At 63.0% G+C, this 20,439-nt stretch carries 15 protein-coding genes and 1 tRNA gene; 10 read left to right on the top strand and 6 right to left on the bottom strand.

Annotated features, from left to right (window positions below; all coding sequences use genetic code 11):
* Window positions 1–113: 113 nt before the first annotated feature.
* Entirely contained in the window at window positions 114–722 is a 609-nt protein-coding gene (locus tag C266_RS00815) for a short chain dehydrogenase (protein WP_010804632.1), read from the bottom strand.
* Between the two features lie 97 nt (window positions 723–819).
* Between C266_RS00815 and C266_RS00810 the strand changes: the two genes are divergently transcribed.
* Complete coding sequence (locus C266_RS00810; protein ID WP_144265661.1) at window positions 820–1,731, top strand: LysR family transcriptional regulator; 912 nt, start codon at window positions 820–822, stop codon at window positions 1,729–1,731.
* A gap of 196 nt (window positions 1,732–1,927) precedes the next feature.
* On the opposite strand, the gene C266_RS00805 is transcribed toward C266_RS00810, so the two are convergent.
* Window positions 1,928–2,012, bottom strand: a tRNA-Leu gene (locus C266_RS00805).
* A 280-nt stretch (window positions 2,013–2,292) separates the two neighbouring features.
* Between C266_RS00805 and rnr the strand changes: the two genes are divergently transcribed.
* Together rnr and rlmB are read left to right on the top strand one after the other, a co-directional pair.
* Window positions 2,293–4,848: a ribonuclease R gene (gene rnr, locus C266_RS00800; protein WP_010804634.1), complete on the top strand. Its 2,556-nt coding sequence runs from the start codon at window positions 2,293–2,295 to the stop codon at window positions 4,846–4,848.
* Between the two features lie 216 nt (window positions 4,849–5,064).
* A complete protein-coding gene (rlmB, locus tag C266_RS00795) occupies window positions 5,065–5,838 on the top strand; it encodes a 23S rRNA (guanosine(2251)-2'-O)-methyltransferase RlmB (RefSeq protein ID WP_010804635.1) in 774 nt (257 codons plus the stop codon).
* 48 nt (window positions 5,839–5,886) lie between these two features.
* On the opposite strand, the gene tal is transcribed toward rlmB, so the two are convergent.
* A complete protein-coding gene (gene tal / locus C266_RS00790) occupies window positions 5,887–6,837 on the bottom strand; it encodes a transaldolase (RefSeq protein WP_010804636.1) in 951 nt (316 codons plus the stop codon).
* Window positions 6,838–6,964: 127 nt separating this feature from the next.
* On the opposite strand from tal, the gene rpiA reads away from it, so the two are divergent.
* Both rpiA and C266_RS00780 read left to right on the top strand, forming a co-directional pair.
* A complete protein-coding gene (gene rpiA / locus C266_RS00785; RefSeq protein ID WP_010804637.1) occupies window positions 6,965–7,657 on the top strand; it encodes a ribose-5-phosphate isomerase RpiA in 693 nt (230 codons plus the stop codon).
* 15 nt (window positions 7,658–7,672) lie between these two features.
* Complete coding sequence (locus C266_RS00780; protein ID WP_010804638.1) at window positions 7,673–8,743, top strand: serine endopeptidase; 1,071 nt, start codon at window positions 7,673–7,675, stop codon at window positions 8,741–8,743.
* A gap of 209 nt (window positions 8,744–8,952) precedes the next feature.
* On the opposite strand, the gene C266_RS00775 is transcribed toward C266_RS00780, so the two are convergent.
* Both C266_RS00775 and argA read right to left on the bottom strand, forming a co-directional pair.
* Window positions 8,953–9,228 (bottom strand): oxidative damage protection protein, encoded by a 276-nt coding sequence (locus C266_RS00775; RefSeq protein ID WP_010804639.1) that lies wholly within the window; start codon window positions 9,226–9,228, stop codon window positions 8,953–8,955.
* A 190-nt stretch (window positions 9,229–9,418) separates the two neighbouring features.
* Window positions 9,419–10,768 (bottom strand): amino-acid N-acetyltransferase, encoded by a 1,350-nt coding sequence (gene argA / locus C266_RS00770; RefSeq protein WP_010804640.1) that lies wholly within the window; start codon window positions 10,766–10,768, stop codon window positions 9,419–9,421.
* A gap of 44 nt (window positions 10,769–10,812) precedes the next feature.
* On the opposite strand from argA, the gene hrpA reads away from it, so the two are divergent.
* The 5 genes from hrpA to C266_RS00745 all read left to right on the top strand — a co-directional run bounded on the left by hrpA (window position 10,813) and on the right by C266_RS00745 (window position 19,258).
* Window positions 10,813–14,991: an ATP-dependent RNA helicase HrpA gene (gene hrpA, locus C266_RS00765; RefSeq protein WP_081636099.1), complete on the top strand. Its 4,179-nt coding sequence runs from the start codon at window positions 10,813–10,815 to the stop codon at window positions 14,989–14,991.
* 297 nt (window positions 14,992–15,288) lie between these two features.
* A complete protein-coding gene (locus tag C266_RS00760; protein ID WP_010804642.1) occupies window positions 15,289–16,284 on the top strand; it encodes a beta-propeller fold lactonase family protein in 996 nt (331 codons plus the stop codon).
* Window positions 16,285–16,347: 63 nt separating this feature from the next.
* Window positions 16,348–17,388: a sterol desaturase family protein gene (locus C266_RS00755; protein ID WP_010804643.1), complete on the top strand. Its 1,041-nt coding sequence runs from the start codon at window positions 16,348–16,350 to the stop codon at window positions 17,386–17,388.
* The gene (locus tag C266_RS00750; RefSeq protein ID WP_010804644.1) at window positions 17,385–18,329 is read left to right on the top strand and encodes an EI24 domain-containing protein; all 945 of its coding nucleotides are present in this window, start codon (window positions 17,385–17,387) and stop codon (window positions 18,327–18,329) included. The genes C266_RS00755 and C266_RS00750 overlap by 4 nt, the downstream gene beginning before the upstream one ends.
* Window positions 18,330–18,418: 89 nt before the next feature.
* Entirely contained in the window at window positions 18,419–19,258 is an 840-nt protein-coding gene (locus tag C266_RS00745) for a molybdopterin-binding protein (protein WP_010804645.1), read from the top strand.
* Between the two features lie 117 nt (window positions 19,259–19,375).
* Here C266_RS00745 and C266_RS00740 read toward each other — a convergent pair whose 3' ends face one another.
* The gene (locus C266_RS00740; protein ID WP_010804646.1) at window positions 19,376–20,392 is read right to left on the bottom strand and encodes a zinc-binding alcohol dehydrogenase family protein; all 1,017 of its coding nucleotides are present in this window, start codon (window positions 20,390–20,392) and stop codon (window positions 19,376–19,378) included.
* Window positions 20,393–20,439: the final 47 nt, after the last annotated feature.

Raw genomic sequence — 20,439 nt, 5'->3', positions numbered from 1 at the left:
CTGGTCGGATCCGTGAAATCGGCGTGAACAACTTTTGCAACATCCTATGGGTGACTGATTGGGGCGATTCCGTGGGAACCGCCCCATCTTTTTGTCGTTCAATGGACGGCCAATCAGGCGTCCACGAAAATCACCTGTCCAGTAATGAAGCTGTCGACCGATCGCTCGAATGCCTTGCCAACCAACGCACCCGGCACCGGCTGATAGCCCGGCATCATCTCGCCATACATTCCCCACGCTTCCTCGATCACCGTCGGATTGACCGCGTTGATCCGAATACCGCGCGGCAATTCAAATGCAACGCATTTCACGAACGTGTCGATCGCACCGCTGGTGGTGGCATCGGCAATGGCCAGCGGCATGGGTTTGATGTTGAGAATGCCGGAGATCAGCGTGAAAGAACCGCCGCTCTCGATGTAATCGAGACCCACTTTCACCACGTTCATCTGACCAACCAGCTTGCTCTGGATCGTGGCTTGCCACTGATCGTCGGTCATGGATTCGAACGGGGCGTATTCGCAATGGCCCGCAGCGCTGATGACGGCGTCGAATTTGCCCGCGGCTTTGTACAGTGCCGCGATCGATGCCTTATCGGTGATGTCGACTTGATAGTCGCATCCGTTGCCGGAACGGCTGGCTGTGATCACTTTGTGCTTGCCAAGGCCCTTTATGGCTGCTTTGCCAATGTTGCCGCTGGCGCCGATGACGATGATGGTTTTCATTGCGCTTACCTCTGTTCATGAATAAGAGAGGCCATCTTAGAAATCAGGCGGTGCGGTGTAAATCATCTGCCGGTTGTATGCGTTACAAGGATTTGTTGTGGATAAAATCGATTTAAAACACATGCGCATCTTTCTGCAATTGGTGCGCGAGAAAAGTGCATCGAGGGTGGCGCACGATGCCGGGATTTCGCAACAAGCCGTCAGCGGGTATTTGAGGCGGCTTCGCGATGCCTTTCCTCGCGAGATCTTTCTGCGGCATAGCAGTGGGCTCGAGCCGACGGAGTTTGCACTCGGTATCGCGCGGAAGTTCGAGCAGATCGTGGCGGATGTGGATGATGTTTTTCAGGCGGAGGTGTTTGATCCACGTTCTCTGAATCGCTGGGTTACCGTTATCGCCAATGAATATGCTCAACTGTCGATTGTCCCGAAGCTTCTCGCGAAAATTCGGCAACTCGCGCCGGATTTGAAAGTGCGGATTGTGGATTTTGACCGGCGCTCGCACGCGAAAAGACTTGCCGACGGCGATGTTGAGTTGGCGATCGGATTTTCAACGTTTGTCGACGATTCGCTCCCGCGCATCTCGCTGATCGATGAGCACTATTGCTGCGTCGCAGGCGAGAGGTCCGAGATTGCACGGGCAGTTCGGAGTCCGGTGGATTTGGCAGGGTTCGCTTATGTCGATTTCGCAGATAGTGCCAGCTATTCGGGGAACGCTGTCGAGAGGTTTCTGGCCGCGAATGATGTGCCCCTGCGTACGCCCGTCGCCACGCTCGCCTGCTACACGTCGCTGCGGCCATTCCTCGAACACAACGATGTCGTCGCCTTCGTTCCCTCCGCCGTCGCCTCCGCCTGTCAATTCAAACGCATTGAATTCGAGGTGAAACCCGACTCCTTTTCCGTCGTCGTCGCATGGCACCGGCGTACGTCAGGAAGCGCGCTAGGGCAGTGGCTTCGGGATCTGGTCAGGGAATGTGTGGGGGGCGCCTCTTCAACACCGAACCTTCGATAAGGCCCGGATCGGTGGTGGTGCCAGCCCCCGTACGGCGCCTGCGGCACCGAGAGGACTCGGTCACGTTCCGCGACCCCGGCATCGCTTGCAAGCGATGCCTTTCGAGTCCCCACGCAATGTGCGCAGGCACATTGCTTTCTGGGCAGATATGAAAAAAGCCGACGATCTTTCGATCGTCGGCTTTTTTGAAATTTTTTGGTGCCCAGAAGAGGACTCGAACCTCCACGGTGTTACCCGCTAGTACCTGAAACTAGTGCGTCTACCAATTCCGCCATCTGGGCCCCGTCAGCTCGCTTACTACCCGCTCGCTGCGAAGAAATGAGATTATGCGTACAGTGTGCGGCGGTGTCAACACTTCTGGCGGGAAAATTTTCATTTCCCTCGTGCGCTCTCAGCCTCACGCTCAAATTCCGCACAGGTAGAAGTTTTCGCGAGGTTTGCCGTATGATTGTCTCTGACCGTGCGACGCCGCTATCCGCGCTACGCACAACCACCACGGACCGTCGGGCGCATGGTGCGCCACTCGGCCGGACTCAACCGGCACAGTAACGCTACCGACCTTTGAGCAAATATCCCTATCCGATCCCGAGCCGCGAAGAAATCCTCGGTGTCCTGCGCACCGCCGACTCCGCGCTGTCTGCCAACGATATCGCCGAAGCCCTGGCCATCAAAAAGCAGGAACGCGAGGGCTTCTTCAAGCGCCTCGCCGCGATGGAACGCGATGACCAGATTCGCCTCGATCGCCGCGGCTATTATCAACTGACTCACCCTTCGAACTTCATCGCCGGTCGTGTCATCGGCCACCGCGACGGCTATGGCTTTGCCGTGCGCGACGATGACGGCGATGACCTCTTCCTCCCCAACGAGGAGATGAAGAAGGTCATGCATAACGATCGCGTCCTCCTGCGCATCGCCGGCTACGATCGCCGCGGCCGCCCGGAAGGTCACATCGTCGAAGTGGTCAGCCGTGCCAACACCCACGTCATCGGCCGCCTCCTTAACGAGAACGGCGTGATGGTTGTCGCCCCCGAAGACAAACGCATCGGCCACGACATCCTCATCCCGCCCCGCGCCCAAGGCAAAGCCAAGGTCGGGCAGGTCGTCTCCGTCGAACTCACCGATTACCCCAGCCGCTACAGCCAGCCCATCGGCCGTGTCTCGGAAGTTCTCGGCGATATCGACGACCCCGGCATGGAAATCGAGATCGCCGTACGTAAATACGGCGTTCCCCACCAGTTTTCTGCCGAAGCACTCGCGGCCGCCGGCGCTCTGCCCGACGACGTTCGCGCCCCCGATTTGCGCCACCGCATCGATCTGCGCGATGTCCCCCTCGTCACCATCGACGGCGAGGACGCCCGCGACTTCGACGATGCCGTCTACTGCGAACCCGCCAAAATCGGCCGCGCTAACGGCTTCCGTCTGATCGTTGCGATTGCCGACGTCTCGCACTACGTCACCCCCGGTGGCCCGCTCGACGCCGACGCCCTCACACGGAGCACCTCGGTCTACTTCCCGCGACGCGTCATCCCGATGCTCCCGGAAAAGCTCTCGAACGGCCTGTGCTCGCTCAACCCCGAAGTGGATCGCTGTGTCCTCGTGTGCGACGCCCTCGTCGCCCTTAACGGGGAAGTGAAGGCGTATCAGTTCTATCAGGCCGTCATTCACTCGGCCGCGCGCCTGACCTACACGGAAGTCGCTGCCGTTCTCGGCAACACCAAGGGTGCCGAGGCCCAACGCCGAGCCGCACTGCTGCCGCACCTGCAAAACCTGTACGACCTGTACAAGGTGCTGGCCAAAGCCCGCAAGTCGCGCGGCGCTATCGAGTTCGACTCGACCGAGACCTACATCGTCTGTAACGCGCAAGGCAAGATCGAACAGATCCTGCCCCGCACACGCAACGACGCCCACCGTCTCATCGAGGAGTGCATGCTCACGGCCAACGTGTGCGCTGCCGATTTCCTCAAGCGTCACAAACAGGCGGGTCTGTACCGTATTCACGCGGGCCCCTCCGGCGAGCGGCTTCAAGTGCTGCGCACGTTCCTCAAAACCCTCGGGCTCTCGCTCGGCGGCGGCGACGAGCCCGCGACGTCCGATTATGCGGAACTGATGACGCAGATCGAATCCCGTCCCGATGCGCCCATGCTTCAGACCATGCTTCTGCGCTCGATGCAGCAGGCGGTCTACAGCCCGGACAACATTGGTCACTTCGGTCTCGCCTATCCGGCCTACACGCACTTCACCAGCCCGATTCGCCGCTACCCGGACCTGCTCACGCACCGCGCCATCAAGGCAATCCTGGTGGGTAAGAAGTACGAGCCGGAGATCCCTGGCGGTGTCGAGCTGACGACCGGTCTGTCACCGCACGCGCGCAAGTTGCAGAAGGACGACGACGCGGCCAAGGCCAAGAAGCCCGCCAGCGCGAAGAAGCGCGACGCGATCTGGGACGAACTCGGCCTGCATTGCTCTGCGAACGAGCGCCGTGCCGACGAAGCCTCGCGCGATGTCGAAGCCTGGCTCAAGTGCTACTTCATGCGTGACAAGCTGGGTGAAGAGTACGGTGGCACGGTCAGCGCCGTGACGTCGTTCGGCATCTTCGTGCAACTCGACGATCTGTTTATCGAAGGCCTCGTGCACGTCACGGAACTGGGCAGCGATTACTTCCAGTTCGACGAAGTCCGGCACGAACTGCGCGGCGAGCGGACCGGTATCCGCTACCGCCTCACCGACCGCGTTCGCGTGCAAGTGAGCCGCGTGGATCTGGACGCGCGCAAGATCGACTTCCGCCTAGTGCGCGAGCCGAACGCCCGCACGCTCGCCAAGACGTCAGGCCGTGTCGAACGCGGTGGCGCCCCGGTGCCGGCACCCGCCGCCGGTACGCCCGGCTTGGCCGGTTCGGCGAGTGCCGGCCCGACCATCCGGCAGTTGCCCAAGGGCGGTGCGCTGCTCAACGGCGTACAACTGGCGCCGCCGGCAGGCAAGCGTCCGGCGAAGCCGAAATCGGCGAAAGTGAAAGACGCGCGTGCCGAGCGCGGCGCAGCGCCGCCGATCAAACGCGCGGGGGGCGGCAACGCGCCCGCGAAGCGTCCGGGAGGTCCGGCGAAGAAGCAGCGTCGTTGATTCGCGCCTCGCGTTGCGGTCGATGCCGCGGGTATCGATGCGCGGCGTGTTGCGCGGTTTGCAGTAAGATGGGCGCCTTGTGCCGGTAGCAAACGGCATCTGATGCCCGCGATGGATTGCGGCGGCGGTGGCCCATGCGGGCTCCGCCGCCGTCGTGCTTTGTGCGGCGGCAGTTGCGAACGGCCGCGCGGGCACACGCTATTTTGAGGATGTGAAATGAGTCAATTGAAACTGCTGTTCGGTTTTCACGCCGTGACTGCGCGTCTGCGTCACGATGCGAGCAGCGTCGAAGAAATCTACTATGACCCGAGCCGCCGCGATCGCCGCATGACGGACTTCCTGAAGCATGTGGAGTCGGTCAAGGGCGCACCGGGTGTGAAGATCAAGGTCATTCAGGCCGACGGCAAACGTCTCGACGGCATGGCCGGATCGTCGCGCCACCAGGGCGTCGTCGCGCGAGCTCAGGAAGTGTCGCTGGCGCTCAATCTCGACGAACTGCTCGATGGCATTTCCGGGCCGCCGCTGCTACTGGTACTCGATGGCGTGACCGATCCGCACAACCTTGGCGCGTGCCTGCGCGTTGCGGACGGGGCAGGGGCACATGCGGTGATCGCACCGAAGGACCGTGCCGTCGGCCTGAACGCGACGGCGGCCAAGGTCGCCAGCGGCGCGGCCGAGACGGTGCCGTACATCATGGTGACCAATCTCTCGCGCACGCTGCGCGAATTGCAGGAGCGTGGCATCTGGGTCGTCGGCACCTCCGACGACGCGCCCGCCGACATCTACGGCACCAAGCTCACTGGGCCGATGGCGATTGTCATGGGCGCCGAAGGCGAGGGCATGCGCCGGCTGGTGCGCGAGACTTGCGACGAGTTGATGAGCATTCCAATGGCCGGCGGCTGCGAAAGCCTGAACGTCTCGGTAGCGAGTGCCGTATGCCTATATGAAGCGGTGCGCCAGCGAGCAGTGGCAGCGGCGGGCGCGAAGTAGGCGAAGCGATGCCCGGCGTGCGATCGCCGGGCAGGTTCCTGCGTCCGCTTACCGTGCAGCTTCGATCAGACCTTCGAGTTTGACGGCATCGGCGGCAAATGCGCGGATACCTTCTGCGAGCTTTTCGGTGGCCATCGCGTCGTCGTTGAGCGCGAAGCGGAACGACGGTTCGTCCGTTCTCACGCGATCGATGTTTGCGGCACGGGCGTCTTTGGCATCGAGTTGGCGGCGCACCTCGCCTTCCGTTGTGCGGAGTTGTTCTAGCAGCGCAGGGCTGATCGTCAGCAGGTCGCAGCCTGCGAGTGCCAGAATCTGCCCGGTCGAGCGGAAGCTCGCACCCATGACTTCCGTGTCGTAGCCAAAGTGCTTGTAGTAGCGGTAGATGGCGGCAACCGAGCGCACACCGGGGTCGTTTTCCCCCGCATTGTCCGCTTCCATCCAGTTCGCGCCTGCCGACTTCTTGTACCAGTCGTAGATTCGGCCGACGAACGGCGAAATCAGTCGTGCGCCTGCTTCGGCACAGGCGGCCGCTTGCACCAGCGAGAAGAGCAACGTCATGTTGCAGCGAATCTTGTCGCGCTCGAGGATCTCGGCGGCGCGAATGCCTTCCCACGTTGACGCAATCTTGATGAGCACGCGATCGCGCTCGATGCCTTGTGCTTCGTACATCGCGATGAGCTTGCGTGCGCGGGCGACCGTGCCTGCGGTATCGAACGACAGGCGTGCGTCGACTTCAGTCGATACGCGACCGGGCACGATGTCGAGAATCTCGCGTCCGAAAGCAATCAGCAGACGGTCGATGATCTCGTCGGTGGATTCGGTGCGGTGTTCGCTCACGACGCGCGTGAGAATCGGACGGTAAGCATCCTTCTGGACGGCGCCGAGAATCAGAGAGGGATTGGTGGTGGCGTCCTGGGGCTTATAGGCGTCCATCGCCTGAAAGTCGCCGGTGTCGGCCACGACGATGGTATGGCGTTTGAGCTGATCGAGCTGATTCATGAGAGCGCCCCTGCGAGAAATGCACTGCGTGACATGAAGTCCGGGATACGTCCGGGCGACGAAAAAAGGCGCGGCACGCCCGACTCCGGTAAACTTCCGACTTTACCAAACTTTGCCGGAAATCCCCATGACCCAAGACGAACTCAAGCGCCTGGTCGGCCAGGCGGCTGCCGACTATGTGAACAAGCACGTGCCCGAGGGCAGTGTGATTGGCGTGGGCACAGGGTCCACGGCCAACTGCTTTATCGACGCGCTCGCGGCTCACAAAAACCGTTATCGCGGCGCTGTTTCCAGCTCCGAAGCCAGTACTGAGCGTTTGCGCAAGTATGGCATTGAAGTGTTCGACCTCAATCAGATCGAAAGCCTGCCCGTCTACGTCGACGGTGCCGACGAGATCAATACGCTCGGTCACATGATCAAGGGCGGCGGCGGAGCGCTCACGCGCGAGAAGATCGTCGCATCGGTGGCCAAAGAATTCGTCTGCATCGTCGATGCATCGAAAGAAGTGGCCGTGCTCGGCGTTTTCCCGCTGCCGGTCGAAGTGATTCCGATGGCGCAGGCCAGCGTTGCTCGCGCACTGACTGCGCTTGGCGGCGAGCCGCAGGCGCGTGTGCGTGCCGACGGCAGCCCGTATATGACCGATAACGGCTGTGCGATTCTCGACGTCCATGGCTTGCAGATTCTGGACCCGGTGGCGTTCGAGGCGCAGGTCAACCAGATTCCGGGCGTAGTGACGGTGGGTCTTTTCGCGCAACGTGGCGCGGATATCACGTTGATGGGTACGCCGGAAGGGGTGCGTACCATCGATTACAAAAACTGATTCCGGGAGGGCAGGATGGCTGGATCGCGTCGTCTTCCCGAAACCTGGTTCCGTCGGGGCCTGTGGTTGATCGCCGTGTTGTTTGCGGCGTTCCTGATTGGTCTTGGCGGGCTCGTTGTCGACAAGCTGCCGGGGGTCGCGCCTGCGCCGACACTCGACTCGTTCGTTGATCGTGCGCAGGCTGAGCGCGCTGACGCTGCGATCAAGCAGGCGCAGACGCAACGCGAAGACGTGGAGAGTGGGCTCGAGACGGCGCGGTTGCAGCTCAAGGCGCGAAGCACGGCGTATCGCAATGCTCGTGAGTCGTTCAACGATTGGGTGGCTACGCGTACGGCGACGGCGCAGGCCAGTCAGGATGCGGAGCTTGTTTCGCGCACGCGTGCGCTCGACGTGCTGAAAGCGGCTGAACGCGATGCTCAGACGCAGGTTGACGCGTTAGAGGCGAAACAGCTTGAAGCGCAGCGGGCGGTTCAAACGGCGCGTGTGGCGCGAGAGGCGCTGAACGTGGCGGCGGGTGAACAGTTGGTGGTGGTTCAGCGTTCGCAGGAATTGAAGGTCTTCGGCATTCGATTGGCGTTAACGATGCCGTTGTTGGCGGTGGCGGGATGGCTTTTCGTGCGGCAGCGTAGGAGTACGTGGTGGCCGTTCGTGTGGGGCTTCGTCTTCTTTGCGTTGTTTGCGTTCTTTGTGGAGTTGGTGCCGTATCTGCCGGACTACGGTGGCTATGTACGTTATCTGGTCGGCATTGTCTTGACGGTGTTGATAGGGCGTTACGCGATCGTATCGTTGCAGAGATATCTGGCGAGGCAGAAGGCGGAAGAGCAGTTGCCGGACGAAGAGCGGCGCAAGACGTTGTCATATGATTTGGCGCAGGCGCGTTTGGCGAAGTCGGTGTGTCCGGGGTGTGAGCGTCCGGTGAAATTGGACGATGCTGAGCGTGACTTCTGCGTGCATTGCGGCATTTGCTTATTTGATCATTGCGGCACATGTACGACGCGAAAAAATGCGTTTGCGCATTTCTGCCACCACTGCGGTGCGCGATCGACGGGAACGAGTGTGGAGGGTAGCCAAATAAAGGCGACCTGAGAGACCTGAAGAAAGAGAAAAGGAAAGAAAAAAGGGCACACGAAGCGATTCGTGCGCCCTTTTTTGCTGCCTGGTGGGACGGGGTCGTAAGTGGAGACGGATCGGGGCCCCTTTCTGCAGCGAGTTGGGTTTATGTCTGAGAGGCGGAAAGGGGCGCCGATCCGTCTGGAGGGCGGCGTTAAGAAGGGGAGGCCGATTACTGGGAGCGATTACTCGGAGGGTGGCGGCACATACCCTTGAGCGACGTCGGCACCGTCACCGAAGAAATACTTTTCCGTTTGCTTGACGAGATACTGACGGGCGCGCGGATCGGCCATATTGAGGCGATTCTCGTTGATCAGCATGGTTTGTTGCTTGAGCCATCCGGCCCAGGCTTCTTTCGAGACGCTTTCCCAGAGGCGTTTGCCGAGTTCGCCGGGCATGGGGGGGAAATCGAGACCTTCGGCTTCTTTACCGAGCTTGATGCATTGAACCATGCGGGCCATGGGGGAACTCCTTCGTAATCTTGGTGTGGCGTGACAGGGAGGCCGTGCGCTGGCGGTCGTCTACCGGAGGGTTTGACGGGGGCGCGCATCTGGGTGATGCGCCGCGGCCGATGAACGAATATGGGGGCAGGGGGGGCGAGACTCAAGGGAAGAAAACCTTGGAAGAATCGCGCAACCTGCCGGCCTGTGGTTACAGTTTCTTGATGAGCACGAGTGAGCGGCGTTGCCAGTTGTACAGGCGGCGGCGGTCGGCGGGTAGATCGTCGACACCGGCCTTGACGAAGCCGCGCTTGAGGAACCAGTGTTCGGTGCGGGTGGTGAGCACGAACAGGCGTTCCAGGCCACGGGCGCGGGCGCGTTGCTCGATGTGTTTGAGCAGGCGTTCGCCGTCCCCCGAGCCTTGGGCTTCCGGGTCGACTGTCAGGCAGGCCATCTCGCCGATGCGTTCGGTTGGATAGGGGTAGAGTGCGGCGCAGCCGAAGAGGCGTCCATCGTGCTCGATGACCGAGAAGTGATCGATGTCGCGTTCCAGTTGGTGGCGTCCGCGTCGTACCAGTGTGCCGTCCGACTCGAGTGGTTCGATGAGTTGCAGGATACCGCCGACGTCGTCGATGGTGGCTTCGCGCAGGCTTTCCAGGTTCTCGTACGAGATCATGGTGCCCACGCCATCGTGCGAGAAGAGTTCGAGCAGCATGCTGCCGTCGAGGGCGAAGGGCACGATGTGCGCGCGGCCGACGCCTGCGCGGCAGGCGCGCGTGGCGTATTTCAGGTAGAAGGCCGAGTCGCGGTCGAGCGTGCCTTGCGACTGAAGGCGCTGGGCGTCTTCTAGCGTCAGTTCGTGTTGCAGCTCGTTGTATTCGTTCTGAACGCCGGGCGTCTCGGTGATGAAAATCAGCTTGTCGGCGCGCAGAGCGATGGCGGCCGACGACGCGACGTCTTCCATCGTCAGGTTGAACGATTGGCCAGTGGGCGAGAAGCCGAGTGGCGAGAGCAGTACGATCTTGCCGTTCGTGAGCGACAGGCGGATCGATTCGGCGTCCACCTTACGTACGACGCCCGTGTGCTGGAAGTCTACGCCGTCGACAATGCCGACCGGGCGCCCCGTGACGAAGTTGCCCGACACGACGCTGATACGCGCATTGCCCATCGGCGTGTTCGGCAGGCCTTGACTGATCGAAGCCTCGATATCCAGGCGCAGTTCACCGGCTGCTTCCTTCACCGCTTCGAGCGCGGCGGCGTCGGTAATACGCATCTGCTGGGCGAAGTGCGATTCGATATGTCGCAGGCGCATCTGCTCTTCGACCTGGGGTCGTGAGCCGTGCACCAGCACGATGTGCATGCCCATGGCACACAGCAGCGCAACATCTTGAATCAGCGAGTCGAGCCCGCCGGCGGCGACAAGCTCGCCGCCGAAGGCAACCACGAAGGTCTTGTCGCGAAACGCATGGATATAGGGGGCGACCGATCGCAGCCAGTCCACGAACTGGGCTTGGTGGGCGGTCTCGTCGTCTTGCAGAGTGGGGTCAGGTTCGGTCAGCATGGGTGTACGTGCGCAAACATGCGCAGATTATATAATGCGCGCCCATGGCAAGTGATGAACGAAATCGACAATCTCAGCCCCCGAAGCCGAAAGTGACGGCGCCGGGGCACACGCGTGCCGAATCCACGGCCACGGCGTCAACCCAGAAGGCCGCCAAGGGCGCGCCCAAACCCCCACGTGCCGACAGCGCCCGTGGCCAGAACCCCGCGGGCGGGCGTCGTCTGACGCCCGCTGAGCGCGAAGCGCGCGACGCCGAACGTCTGGCCGCCCGGCAGGCGGCTGCCAACCGCGTCACCGAAATCAACTTCCCCGAGGCGCTGCCGGTCTCCGGCCGTCGCGAGGAGATCGCACGCGCCATCGCCGGCCATCAGGTCGTGATCGTGAGCGGCGAGACCGGCTCGGGCAAGACCACCCAGCTTCCCAAAATATGTCTGGCGCTCGGGCGCGGACTCGGCGCCGGCGGCACCGGCCTGATCGGCCACACCCAGCCGCGCCGCATCGCCGCGTCCGCCACCGCGCGCCGGATCGCCGACGAACTGAATACGCCGCTCGGCGAGATCGTCGGCTTCAAGGTGCGCTTCAACGACACCCTGTCGAGCGGCGCGTCGGTCAAATTGATGACAGACGGCATTCTGCTCGCCGAGACGCAGACCGATCCGCTGTTGCGCGCGTACGACACCATCATCATCGACGAGGCGCACGAGCGCAGTCTGAACATCGACTTCCTGCTCGGCTACCTCAAGCAACTGCTGCCGCGGCGCCCGGACCTCAAGGTCATCATCACGTCGGCCACCATCGACGCGGACCGCTTCGCCCGGCATTTCGGCACAGGGGAAGGCGACGACCTGCGCCCGGCGCCCGTCATCGAGGTGAGCGGCCGCCTGTATCCCGTGGAAGTGCGCTACCGGCCGATTCAGGACGATGCGCGCATCGCCAACGCCGAAGGGCGCGAGGGCAGCCGCGCCAGCGCCCGTGACCGCGAACGCGATCTGATGGACGGCATCGTCGACGCCGTCGACGAACTGTGCCGCGAAGGCTCGGGCGACGTGCTCGTGTTCCTGCCCGGCGAGCGTGAAATCCGCGAAGCGGCCGAGGCACTGCGCAAGCACCACCCGCCACATACCGAAATCCTGCCGCTCTTCGCACGTCTGTCGGCAACCGATCAGGAGCGCGTGTTCAAGCCCTCCAACGCGCGTCGCATCGTGCTCGCCACCAACGTGGCGGAAACGTCGCTCACCGTGCCGGGCATCCGTTACGTGGTCGATGCAGGGACCGCGCGCGTCAAACGCTATTCGTATCGGAACAAAGTCGAGCAACTGCAAATCGAGTCGATTTCGCAGGCGGCCGCCAACCAGCGGGCAGGGCGCTGCGGCCGCGTGGCCGACGGCATTTGCATTCGTCTGTATGACGAGACGGACTTTCAGTCGCGGGCGCGTTTCACCGACCCGGAAATTTTGCGCTCGTCGCTCGCCGCCGTCATTCTGCGCATGCAGTCGCTGCGGCTCGCGAAGGTCGAGGAATTCCCGTTCATCGAACCGCCGCCCGGCCGTGCCATTGCCGACGGCTATCAACTGCTGAACGAACTGGGCGCCGTCGACGATACCAACCAGCTCACGCCGCTTGGGCGCGAACTGGCGCGTCTGCCGCTCGACCCCCGTGTGGGCCGCATGATCCTCGCCGCGCGCGATCACCAGTCGCTGAGCGAAGTCCTCATCATCGCCAGCGCGCTGGCCGTGCAAGACCCGCGCGACCGGCCCATCGAGGCACAGGACGCCGCCGACAATGCCCATCGCAAGTTCGCCGACGAGAAGTCCGAATTCCTCTCGTGGCTCAAGATATGGCAGTGGTTCGACGAGGCGATCGCCCATAAGAAGTCGAACCGTCTGCTGGCGCAGGCCTGCCGCGACAACTTCCTGTCGCAGTTGCGCCTGCGCGAATGGCGCGACGTTCACAGCCAGTTGCTTACCGTCGTGCGAGAGCAGGGCTGGCGCATCAACGAATCCGAGGCGACCTACGAACAGTTGCATCTGGCGCTGCTGGCAGGCTTGCTGGGTAACATCGGCTGCAAGGCCGACGACGATCCGCACTTCCTCGGCGCGCACGGTATCAAGTTCCATATCTGGCCGGGTTCATCGCTTGTAAAGAAGGCCGGGCGATGGGTAATGGCCGGAGAGCTCGTCGAGACGAGCCGTCTTTACGCGCGGTGCATCGCGCGTGTCGAACCGGAATGGATCGAGCGCGTGGGCAAGCACCTCGTGAAGACCTCGCTCTCCGACGCGCATTGGGAGAAGAAGGCCGCGCAAGTCACCGCGTACGAACGCGGCACGCTCTACGGGCTGACCATCTACGCGCGCCGCCGCATGAACTTCGGCCCGCGCGACCCGCGCCGCGCCCGTGAAATCTTCCTGCGCAGCGCGCTCGTGGAAGGCGAATGGGAGACGAAGCTGCCGTTTTTCGCCCACAACCGCAAGCTGATTGCCGATATCGAGCAGCTTGAGCACAAGTCGCGCCGCCAGGACGTGCTCGTCGACGACGAACTCATCTACGCGTTCTACGACGCCAGCGTACCCGAAGGCCTCTACGACGGCGCGAGCTTCGAACACTGGTATCGCGAGACCGCCAAGGGCACACCGAAGTTGCTGTACCTCGTGCGCGACGATCTGATGCGTCACGAGGCTGCCGGTGTCACGACGGATCTGTTCCCGAAGAAGACGATCGTCGCGGGCATCGAGATGGCGCTCACGTACCACTTCGAACCGGGCTCGCCGCGCGACGGCGTGACACTCGCCGTGCCGCTCTACGCCCTCAATCAGGTCGACGCGCGCCGCTGCGAGTGGCTGGTGCCGGGCATGCTCAAGGAAAAGGCGCATCTGCTGATGAAGTCGCTGCCGCAGAAACTGCGGCGTCATTTCGTCCCGTTGCCGGAATACGCCGCAGGCTTCCTTGATCGTGCGACATTCGGGCAGGGGGCGCTGCTCGATGCCCTCATGGCCGACGCTCGCGAGTTGACCGGCGTCATGCTCAAGTCGAGCGACTTCAAGCTCGAAATGCTGCCGGCTCACTTGTCCATGAACTTCAAGGTCATCGACGAGCACGGGCGGCAACTCGGCATGGGGCGCAACCTTGCCCAACTGCGCGCCGAACTCGGCCAGCAGGCGCAGCGCACTTTCCAGCAATTAGCCGCGAAAAGCGGCGCGACGCCGACCGGCGGTGCGACTGTCGATGCGCAGACGCGTGGTGCGTCGGTCCCGGCAACGTCTGCGGCAGGTCGCGGTACTGGAAAGGGCGATGCAAGGGGGGATGCCAAGGGCGGGGGCAGGGCGGCAACGCAGGCCGCACAGGCGTCTGTGGCGGCCGCCGTCGAGCCGGGCCGCTACGACAACCTGACGACATGGAGCTTCGGCGAGTTGCCGGAGATGCTTGAAATTCGTCGCGGCGGTCAGACGCTGTTCGGCTACCCGGCGCTGGTCGATCGCGGCGATCACTGCGATCTCGAGGTGTTCGACGATCCGGACGAGGCGCAGCGTCAGCATCGCGCCGGTCTGCGCCGGCTCTTCGCGATCCAGTTGCGCGAGCAGGTGAAGTATCTGGAGAAGAACATCCCGGGCTTGCAGCAGATGGCGATGCAGTACATGAGTCTGGGCACGCAGGAGGAACTGCGCGAGCAGATCGTCGATCTGGCGCTCGATCGCGCGTGTCTCCAGTTGCCGTGGCCGAGCGAGAACGCGTCGTTCGTGGCACGCAAGGACGAGGGGCGAGGGCGCCTCACGCTGCTCGCGCAGGAGATCGCGCGTCTGGCCGGGCAAATTCTCACCGAGTACGCCGCGTTGCATAAGAAGCTGGCGCAAGCCAAACCGTTCGCGCAGGCGTATGCGGACATGACGGCGCAATTGCAGCGGCTGATCGGCAAGCGGTTCCTGATCGACACGCCCTACGCGCAACTGGCGCACTTCCCGCGCTACCTCAAAGCGATGGCCGGGCGCATCGACAAGCTCAAGGCCGACCCGGCGCGTGACGCGCGTGCCATGAGCGAACTCGGGCCGTTGCTGCAGAACTGGCAGCGGGCGACATCGCAACGCCGCGATCAAGGCGATGCGAGGCTCGAAGAGTTCCGCTGGCTGCTCGAGGAGCTACGTGTCTCGCTGTTCGCTCAGGAACTGCGCACGCCCATGCCGGTATCGGTCAAGCGTCTGCATAAGGTCTGGGAGGCGTTGCAACGCTGACATGGCCCAGGCAGGCGCGTCGCCCAGCGACCGGGGCGAATGCCGCGCCGTTGGGATCGTGGCGTCCGGAGCCCTCCTCGGGACGCCATTCCCGCAGGCAATCCGGCCGCCGGTTTGCGTTACATCAGGAAGTGCTGAAAAAGCGTTTCGTCAGATCAAAAAAGGTGTGCCGCAGGCGCACTGACGAGGCGTTCCCGGCCTTACAATAGCGAGACTTTTTCGAAGCCTCATCTCTGCATGCTTCGTCACCGTTTCAGCCACTTTTCTGCCCATTTTTTTCTCCCGAGAGACTCTGTAATGCGCAAACTTCTGATCGCTGCCAGTCTGGCTGCCTCCCTGGGGCTGGCTGCGCTTGCCGGACCGGCCAGAGCCGCCGCGCCGGTACCCGAGAATGTCGTGGTCGTGCTCAATTCGGCCGATGCCAGCGTCAGCCTCATTGACAAGGCTACGCAGAAGGTCATCCAGACGTTCCCGGTCGGGAAGGAGCCGCACCACTTGATGGCCACCCCTGACAATCAATCGCTCATCGTGGCGAATTCGGTGGGCAACAATCTGGTCTTCCTCGATCCGAAGACGGGGCAGATTCAGCGCAAGATCGAGAACATCGAAGACCCGTACCAGATCGGCTTCTCGCCCGACAAAAAGTGGTTCGTCGCCAACGCGCTGCGTCTGGATCGGGTCGACGTGTACCGCTTCGACGGCAAGAACCTGACCGTGGCGCAGCGTATCCCGCTCAAGAAAATGCCAAGCCATCTGGTCTTCACGCAGGACAGCAAGACGGTGTTCATCTCGTTGCAGGAGTCGAACGAGATCGCCGCCATCGATCTGGCCACCCAGAAGGTGCTGTGGACGATGAAGGTGGGCGACAGCCCGGCCGGGGTGTGGCTTACGCCCGGCGACAAGTACCTGCTCGTGGGCATGACGGGGGCGGACTATGCCGCCGTGGTCGACTGGCGTAACCAGAAGGTCATCAAGACGATTCCGACGGGCAAGGGCGCGCATAACTTCCGCTCGCTCGCCGACGGCAAGCACGTGCTGATTTCGAACCGGGTGTCGAGCACGATCAGCATCATCGATCAGGATGCGCTCACGAACGTGGGCAACATCACCGGATTGCTGCCGGGACCGGACGACATGGAGCTTTCGGCGGACCGGAAGACCCTGTGGGTGACGTTCCGCTGGGCACGCAAGGTGGGCATCATCGACCTGGCGCAACGCAAGCTGATCAACACCATTCCGGTAGGACGCTCCCCGCACGGGATCTATTTCTACGACCGTGCGCCGGTGCTGTAACATCAAAGCATCGCCGCCAAGGCCCTACTGACCGGGCGTCCTCACGACGCCTGGCCCCGCGACATGTTCGATTCGCTGGTCGACGGTTTCTCCACCGCCTTCTCGGCGGTGCAGACCGAGATCTACATCCGCATCGTGCAGCCGGTGCTGTTTGCCACCGGAACGATGCCGTTCGCCGACGACGCCTTCGACGGTGTTCAGTTTTTCCTGATCGGCGTGATCCAGATCGTGCTCATGCTTGTGCTGCTGCGTCCGCTCGAGGCGCTCGCGCCCGCCGAACAGTGGCGCGAGCGCCGTGCCGTGCGTGTGGACGTGATCTACACGCTCGTGCACCGGCTCGGGCTCTTCAATCTGGTGTTCTTCTTCGCGTTCCGCCCGTGCTTCGACAATCTCCAGTCGTGGTTGCGTCTGGCCGGTTTCGTGAATCTGAACGTCGAGGATCTGTGGCCGCCGGTGACCGGACATGCCTTTGCGAGTTTCCTGATCTATCTGCTGATACTCGACTTCGCAGGGTATTGGTATCACCGCGGGGAACACACGTTGCGCTGGGGGTGGGCGCTGCATGCGGTGCATCACAGCCAGCGGCAGATGTCGCTCTGGACCGATAACCGCAATCATCTGCTCGACGATCTCGTCAAGGCGGCGTTTTTCGCGACCCTCGCCATTCTCATCGGCGTGAGTCCGGTGCAATTCGTGCTGCTCGTGGCGGTCTCGGAATGGCTGCAGAGCCTTCAGCATGCGAATACGCGATTGCGTTTCGGCTGGCTCGGCGAGCGATTGCTCGTGAGCCCGGCATTTCACAGGCGTCACCACGCGATCGGTGCCGGCCATGAGGGCCGCCATCGTGGCTGTAACTTCGGCGTGCTGTTCCCCTGGTGGGACATGCTGCTCGGCACCGCCGACTTTTCGCACGCGGGTGTCGCCACCGGCATTCGCGACCAACTCCCGCCACCGGCGGGCCGTCTGGCCGACTATGGCGAGGGCTTCTGGGCCCAGCAATGGCTCGGTTTGCGGCGCCTGTGGGCGAGCGTGCTGCCACGCCGCCCCGGCGCTTCTGATTCCGCTTCTCGTACCGACGGCACCGACCGTACCGAATCTGCATGAACGATATTCTTCGCGCGCTTGGCCGCGCGCTCGTGAGCCTGTTGCATCCGCGCATGTTGTGGCTCACCGCAATGCCCTTCATCGTCTCCGGCCTGATCTGGGGCGCCGTGATCTGGTTCGGCTGGGAGCCGTTTACCGACTTCCTGCGCGTCTGGCTCGAGCAATGGCAATTCACCCAGTGGATCTACCGCTTCTTCGGCTATTTCGGGGTGGACAGCGTGCGCATGGCGCTTGCACCGTTCATTCTCGTGGCGCTGCTTGTCCCCCTGATCGTGGTGACGGCGTTGCTGCTGATCGCGGGATGGTCGATGCCGGCGGTCTTGCGTCACCTCTCGCGCCGCCACTTCATTCATCTGGAGGCGCGGCAGGGCGGCTCGTTCTGGGGCAGTCTCGGGCAGTCGCTCGGTGCGACGGTGGTTTTTCTCATCGCGGCACTCGTGACGCTGCCGCTGTGGCTCGTGCCGCCATTCTTCGCCATCGTGCCGCCGTTGTTGTGGGGCTGGCTGACGTATCGCGTGATGACGTACGACGCGCTGGCGTATCACGCCAGTGCCGAGGAGCGGCGCCGGATTGTACGCGAGCGGCGTTTGCCGCTGCTCGTGATCGGGGTGGCGACGGGGCTGCTCGGTTCGCTGCCGACGCTCTTGTGGGTCTCGTCCGTCATCATGATCGTGCTGTTCCCGGTCATTGCGTTGCTGGCAATCTGGCTCTACGTCGTGATCTTCGTGTTCTCGGCGCTGTGGTTCGCACACTACTGTCTGCGTGCGTTGTCACGATTGCGCGCGGAAGAGGCCGCCCGGCATGGGCCGACGCTCGCCGTCACCGTGTTGCCCGACTCGGGCACGCCGTCGTCCGAGAGCGAAGACCTGCCGCCTGCGCTGTCGCCGCCGGTACCGCCGCTGCCGGGAACCGGACCGGGGCCATCGAACGGTTCACCGTGAAAGTGGCACAATCGCTTCACTGCGCGCTGCCGCCGGGCGGCGCCGCGCGATTCCCCCCAAGGCTCTGACGACAAGACAAAGGAAGCATCATGGCGGTAGGCATCATCATCATTGGCGACGAGATCCTCTCGGGACGTCGTCAGGACAAACATCTGCCCAAGATCATCGAGTTGCTCGCCGAGCGCGGCATGCAATTGGACTGGGCCGAGTACGTGGGCGACGATCCGGCGCGCATCACGGCCACGCTGCGCCGCAGTTTCGCCAGCGACGATATTGTTTTCGTGACCGGCGGCATTGGTGCCACCCCCGACGATCACACGCGCCAGTGCGCGGCGGCGGCGCTGGGCGTGCCGCTCGTGCTCACCCCGGAAGCCGAAGCGCTCATCATGGAGCGCATTGCCGACACCAGCCCCGATGGCCGTGCCGACATGAGCCAGCCGGACAACCGGCATCGTCTCAAAATGGGCGAGTTTCCGGTGGGGGCGCGCGTGCTGCCGAACCCATACAACAAAATTCCCGGTTTCTCCGTCGCGCAGCACCACTTCATGCCCGGTTTCCCGGTTATGGCGTGGCCGATGATGGCCTGGGTGCTCGATAGGGACTACGCAGCGCTGCATCATCTGACGAAACACGCTGAGCGATCGGTGCTGGTCTTCGGCTTGGCCGAGTCGACGCTGACGCCGCTCATGGAGGCCATCGAGGCCGAGTACCACGGCGTCAAGGTGTTCAGCCTGCCCAGCGTGGGCGACCCGCAGCGTGGAGAGATTTATGCGCGCCGCCACATCGATCTGGGCGTGAAGGGCGATCCGTCGCTGGTTGGGGCCGCTTTCGAGCGCCTGATCGCCGGGGTGGATGCGCTGGGCGGCGAGATCGTTGATCCGGCCGAGGCCGTTGTGCCGCCGGAGGGAGCGGCGCCGTCGGCGACGTGACTGGCCAGCACTGAAGCGACTGGCGCGATTGACACGACGATAGCGGCGCTTGCCTGTGATGGGGCAAGCGCCGTTTTTTTTGACGGATGACGTGGAAGAGGCTGGCGTGCGCGCCGCTCAGAACGGCGCAAGCACAAGCTTGCCGATGGTGCGTCCGCCTTCGAGCTGCGCGTGCGCGCGACGCAGGTTCGCCGCGTTGATCGGTCCCATAATTTTACCGACCGTCGTGCGCAGCGTGCCGGCGTCGACGAGCCGTGCAACTTCGGTCAGCAGCTTGTGCTGCGCAATCATGTCCGGCGTTTCGTACATCGCACGCGTGAACATGAATTCCCAGACGAACGTGGCGCTCTTGCTCTTGAGCAGACCGATTTCGAGCGGCCCCGCGTTCTCGACGATCGAGCAGATCTTGCCTTGCGGGGCCACGGCTTCGGCCATGGCCGGGAAGTGGGCGTCGGTGTCGTTCAGGCACAACACGAAATCCACCTGGGGCACGCCGGCCGCCTTCAATTGCGCGGGGATGTCCTGGTAATGATCGATCACGTGCTGCGCGCCGAGCTGACGGCACCAGTCGGCCGATTCGGGGCGCGACGCGCTCGCCACGATGGTCAGTCGAGCCAGACGGCGTGCGAGCTGAATGGCGATGGAGCCAACGCCGCCGGCGCCCCCGACGATCAGGATCGACTTGCCTTCGTCACTGCCGTCAGGGGCGATGCCGAGGCGATCGAAAAGGGCTTCCCACGCGGTGATCGTCGTGAGCGGCAGCGCCGCTGCGTTCACGAAATCGAGCGACGCGGGCATGTGGCCGACGATGCGCTCGTCCACGAGATGGAACTCGCTGTTCGCGCCGGGACGGGTGATGCTGCCTGCGTAATAGACCGGATCGCCGACCTTGAAAAGGGTGACGTCAGGGCCGACGGCGGCAACGGTGCCTGCAGCGTCCCAGCCGAGTACGCGCGGCGTGGCTTCGACCTTGTCTTTCGGTGCGCGAACCTTGGTGTCGACGGGGTTCACGGAAATGGCTTCGACCTTGACCAGCAAGTCACGTCCGGCCGCTACAGGCATGGGCAGTTCGATGTCTTCGAGCGATTTGGGGTCGTTGATGGGCAGGTAACGGGTCAATCCGATGGCTTTCATCTGCGTTCTCCTTAAGTTGCGGCGCGCTGTGCAAGGGGGGGGGGGGG

This window comes from Pandoraea sp. SD6-2 (assembly GCF_000389825.1).
GTDB classification, from domain to species: Bacteria; Pseudomonadota; Gammaproteobacteria; order Burkholderiales; family Burkholderiaceae; genus Pandoraea; species Pandoraea communis.
The sequence above is the reverse complement of the archived record's forward strand: the minus strand, read 5'-3'. Positions and strand labels throughout refer to the sequence as shown.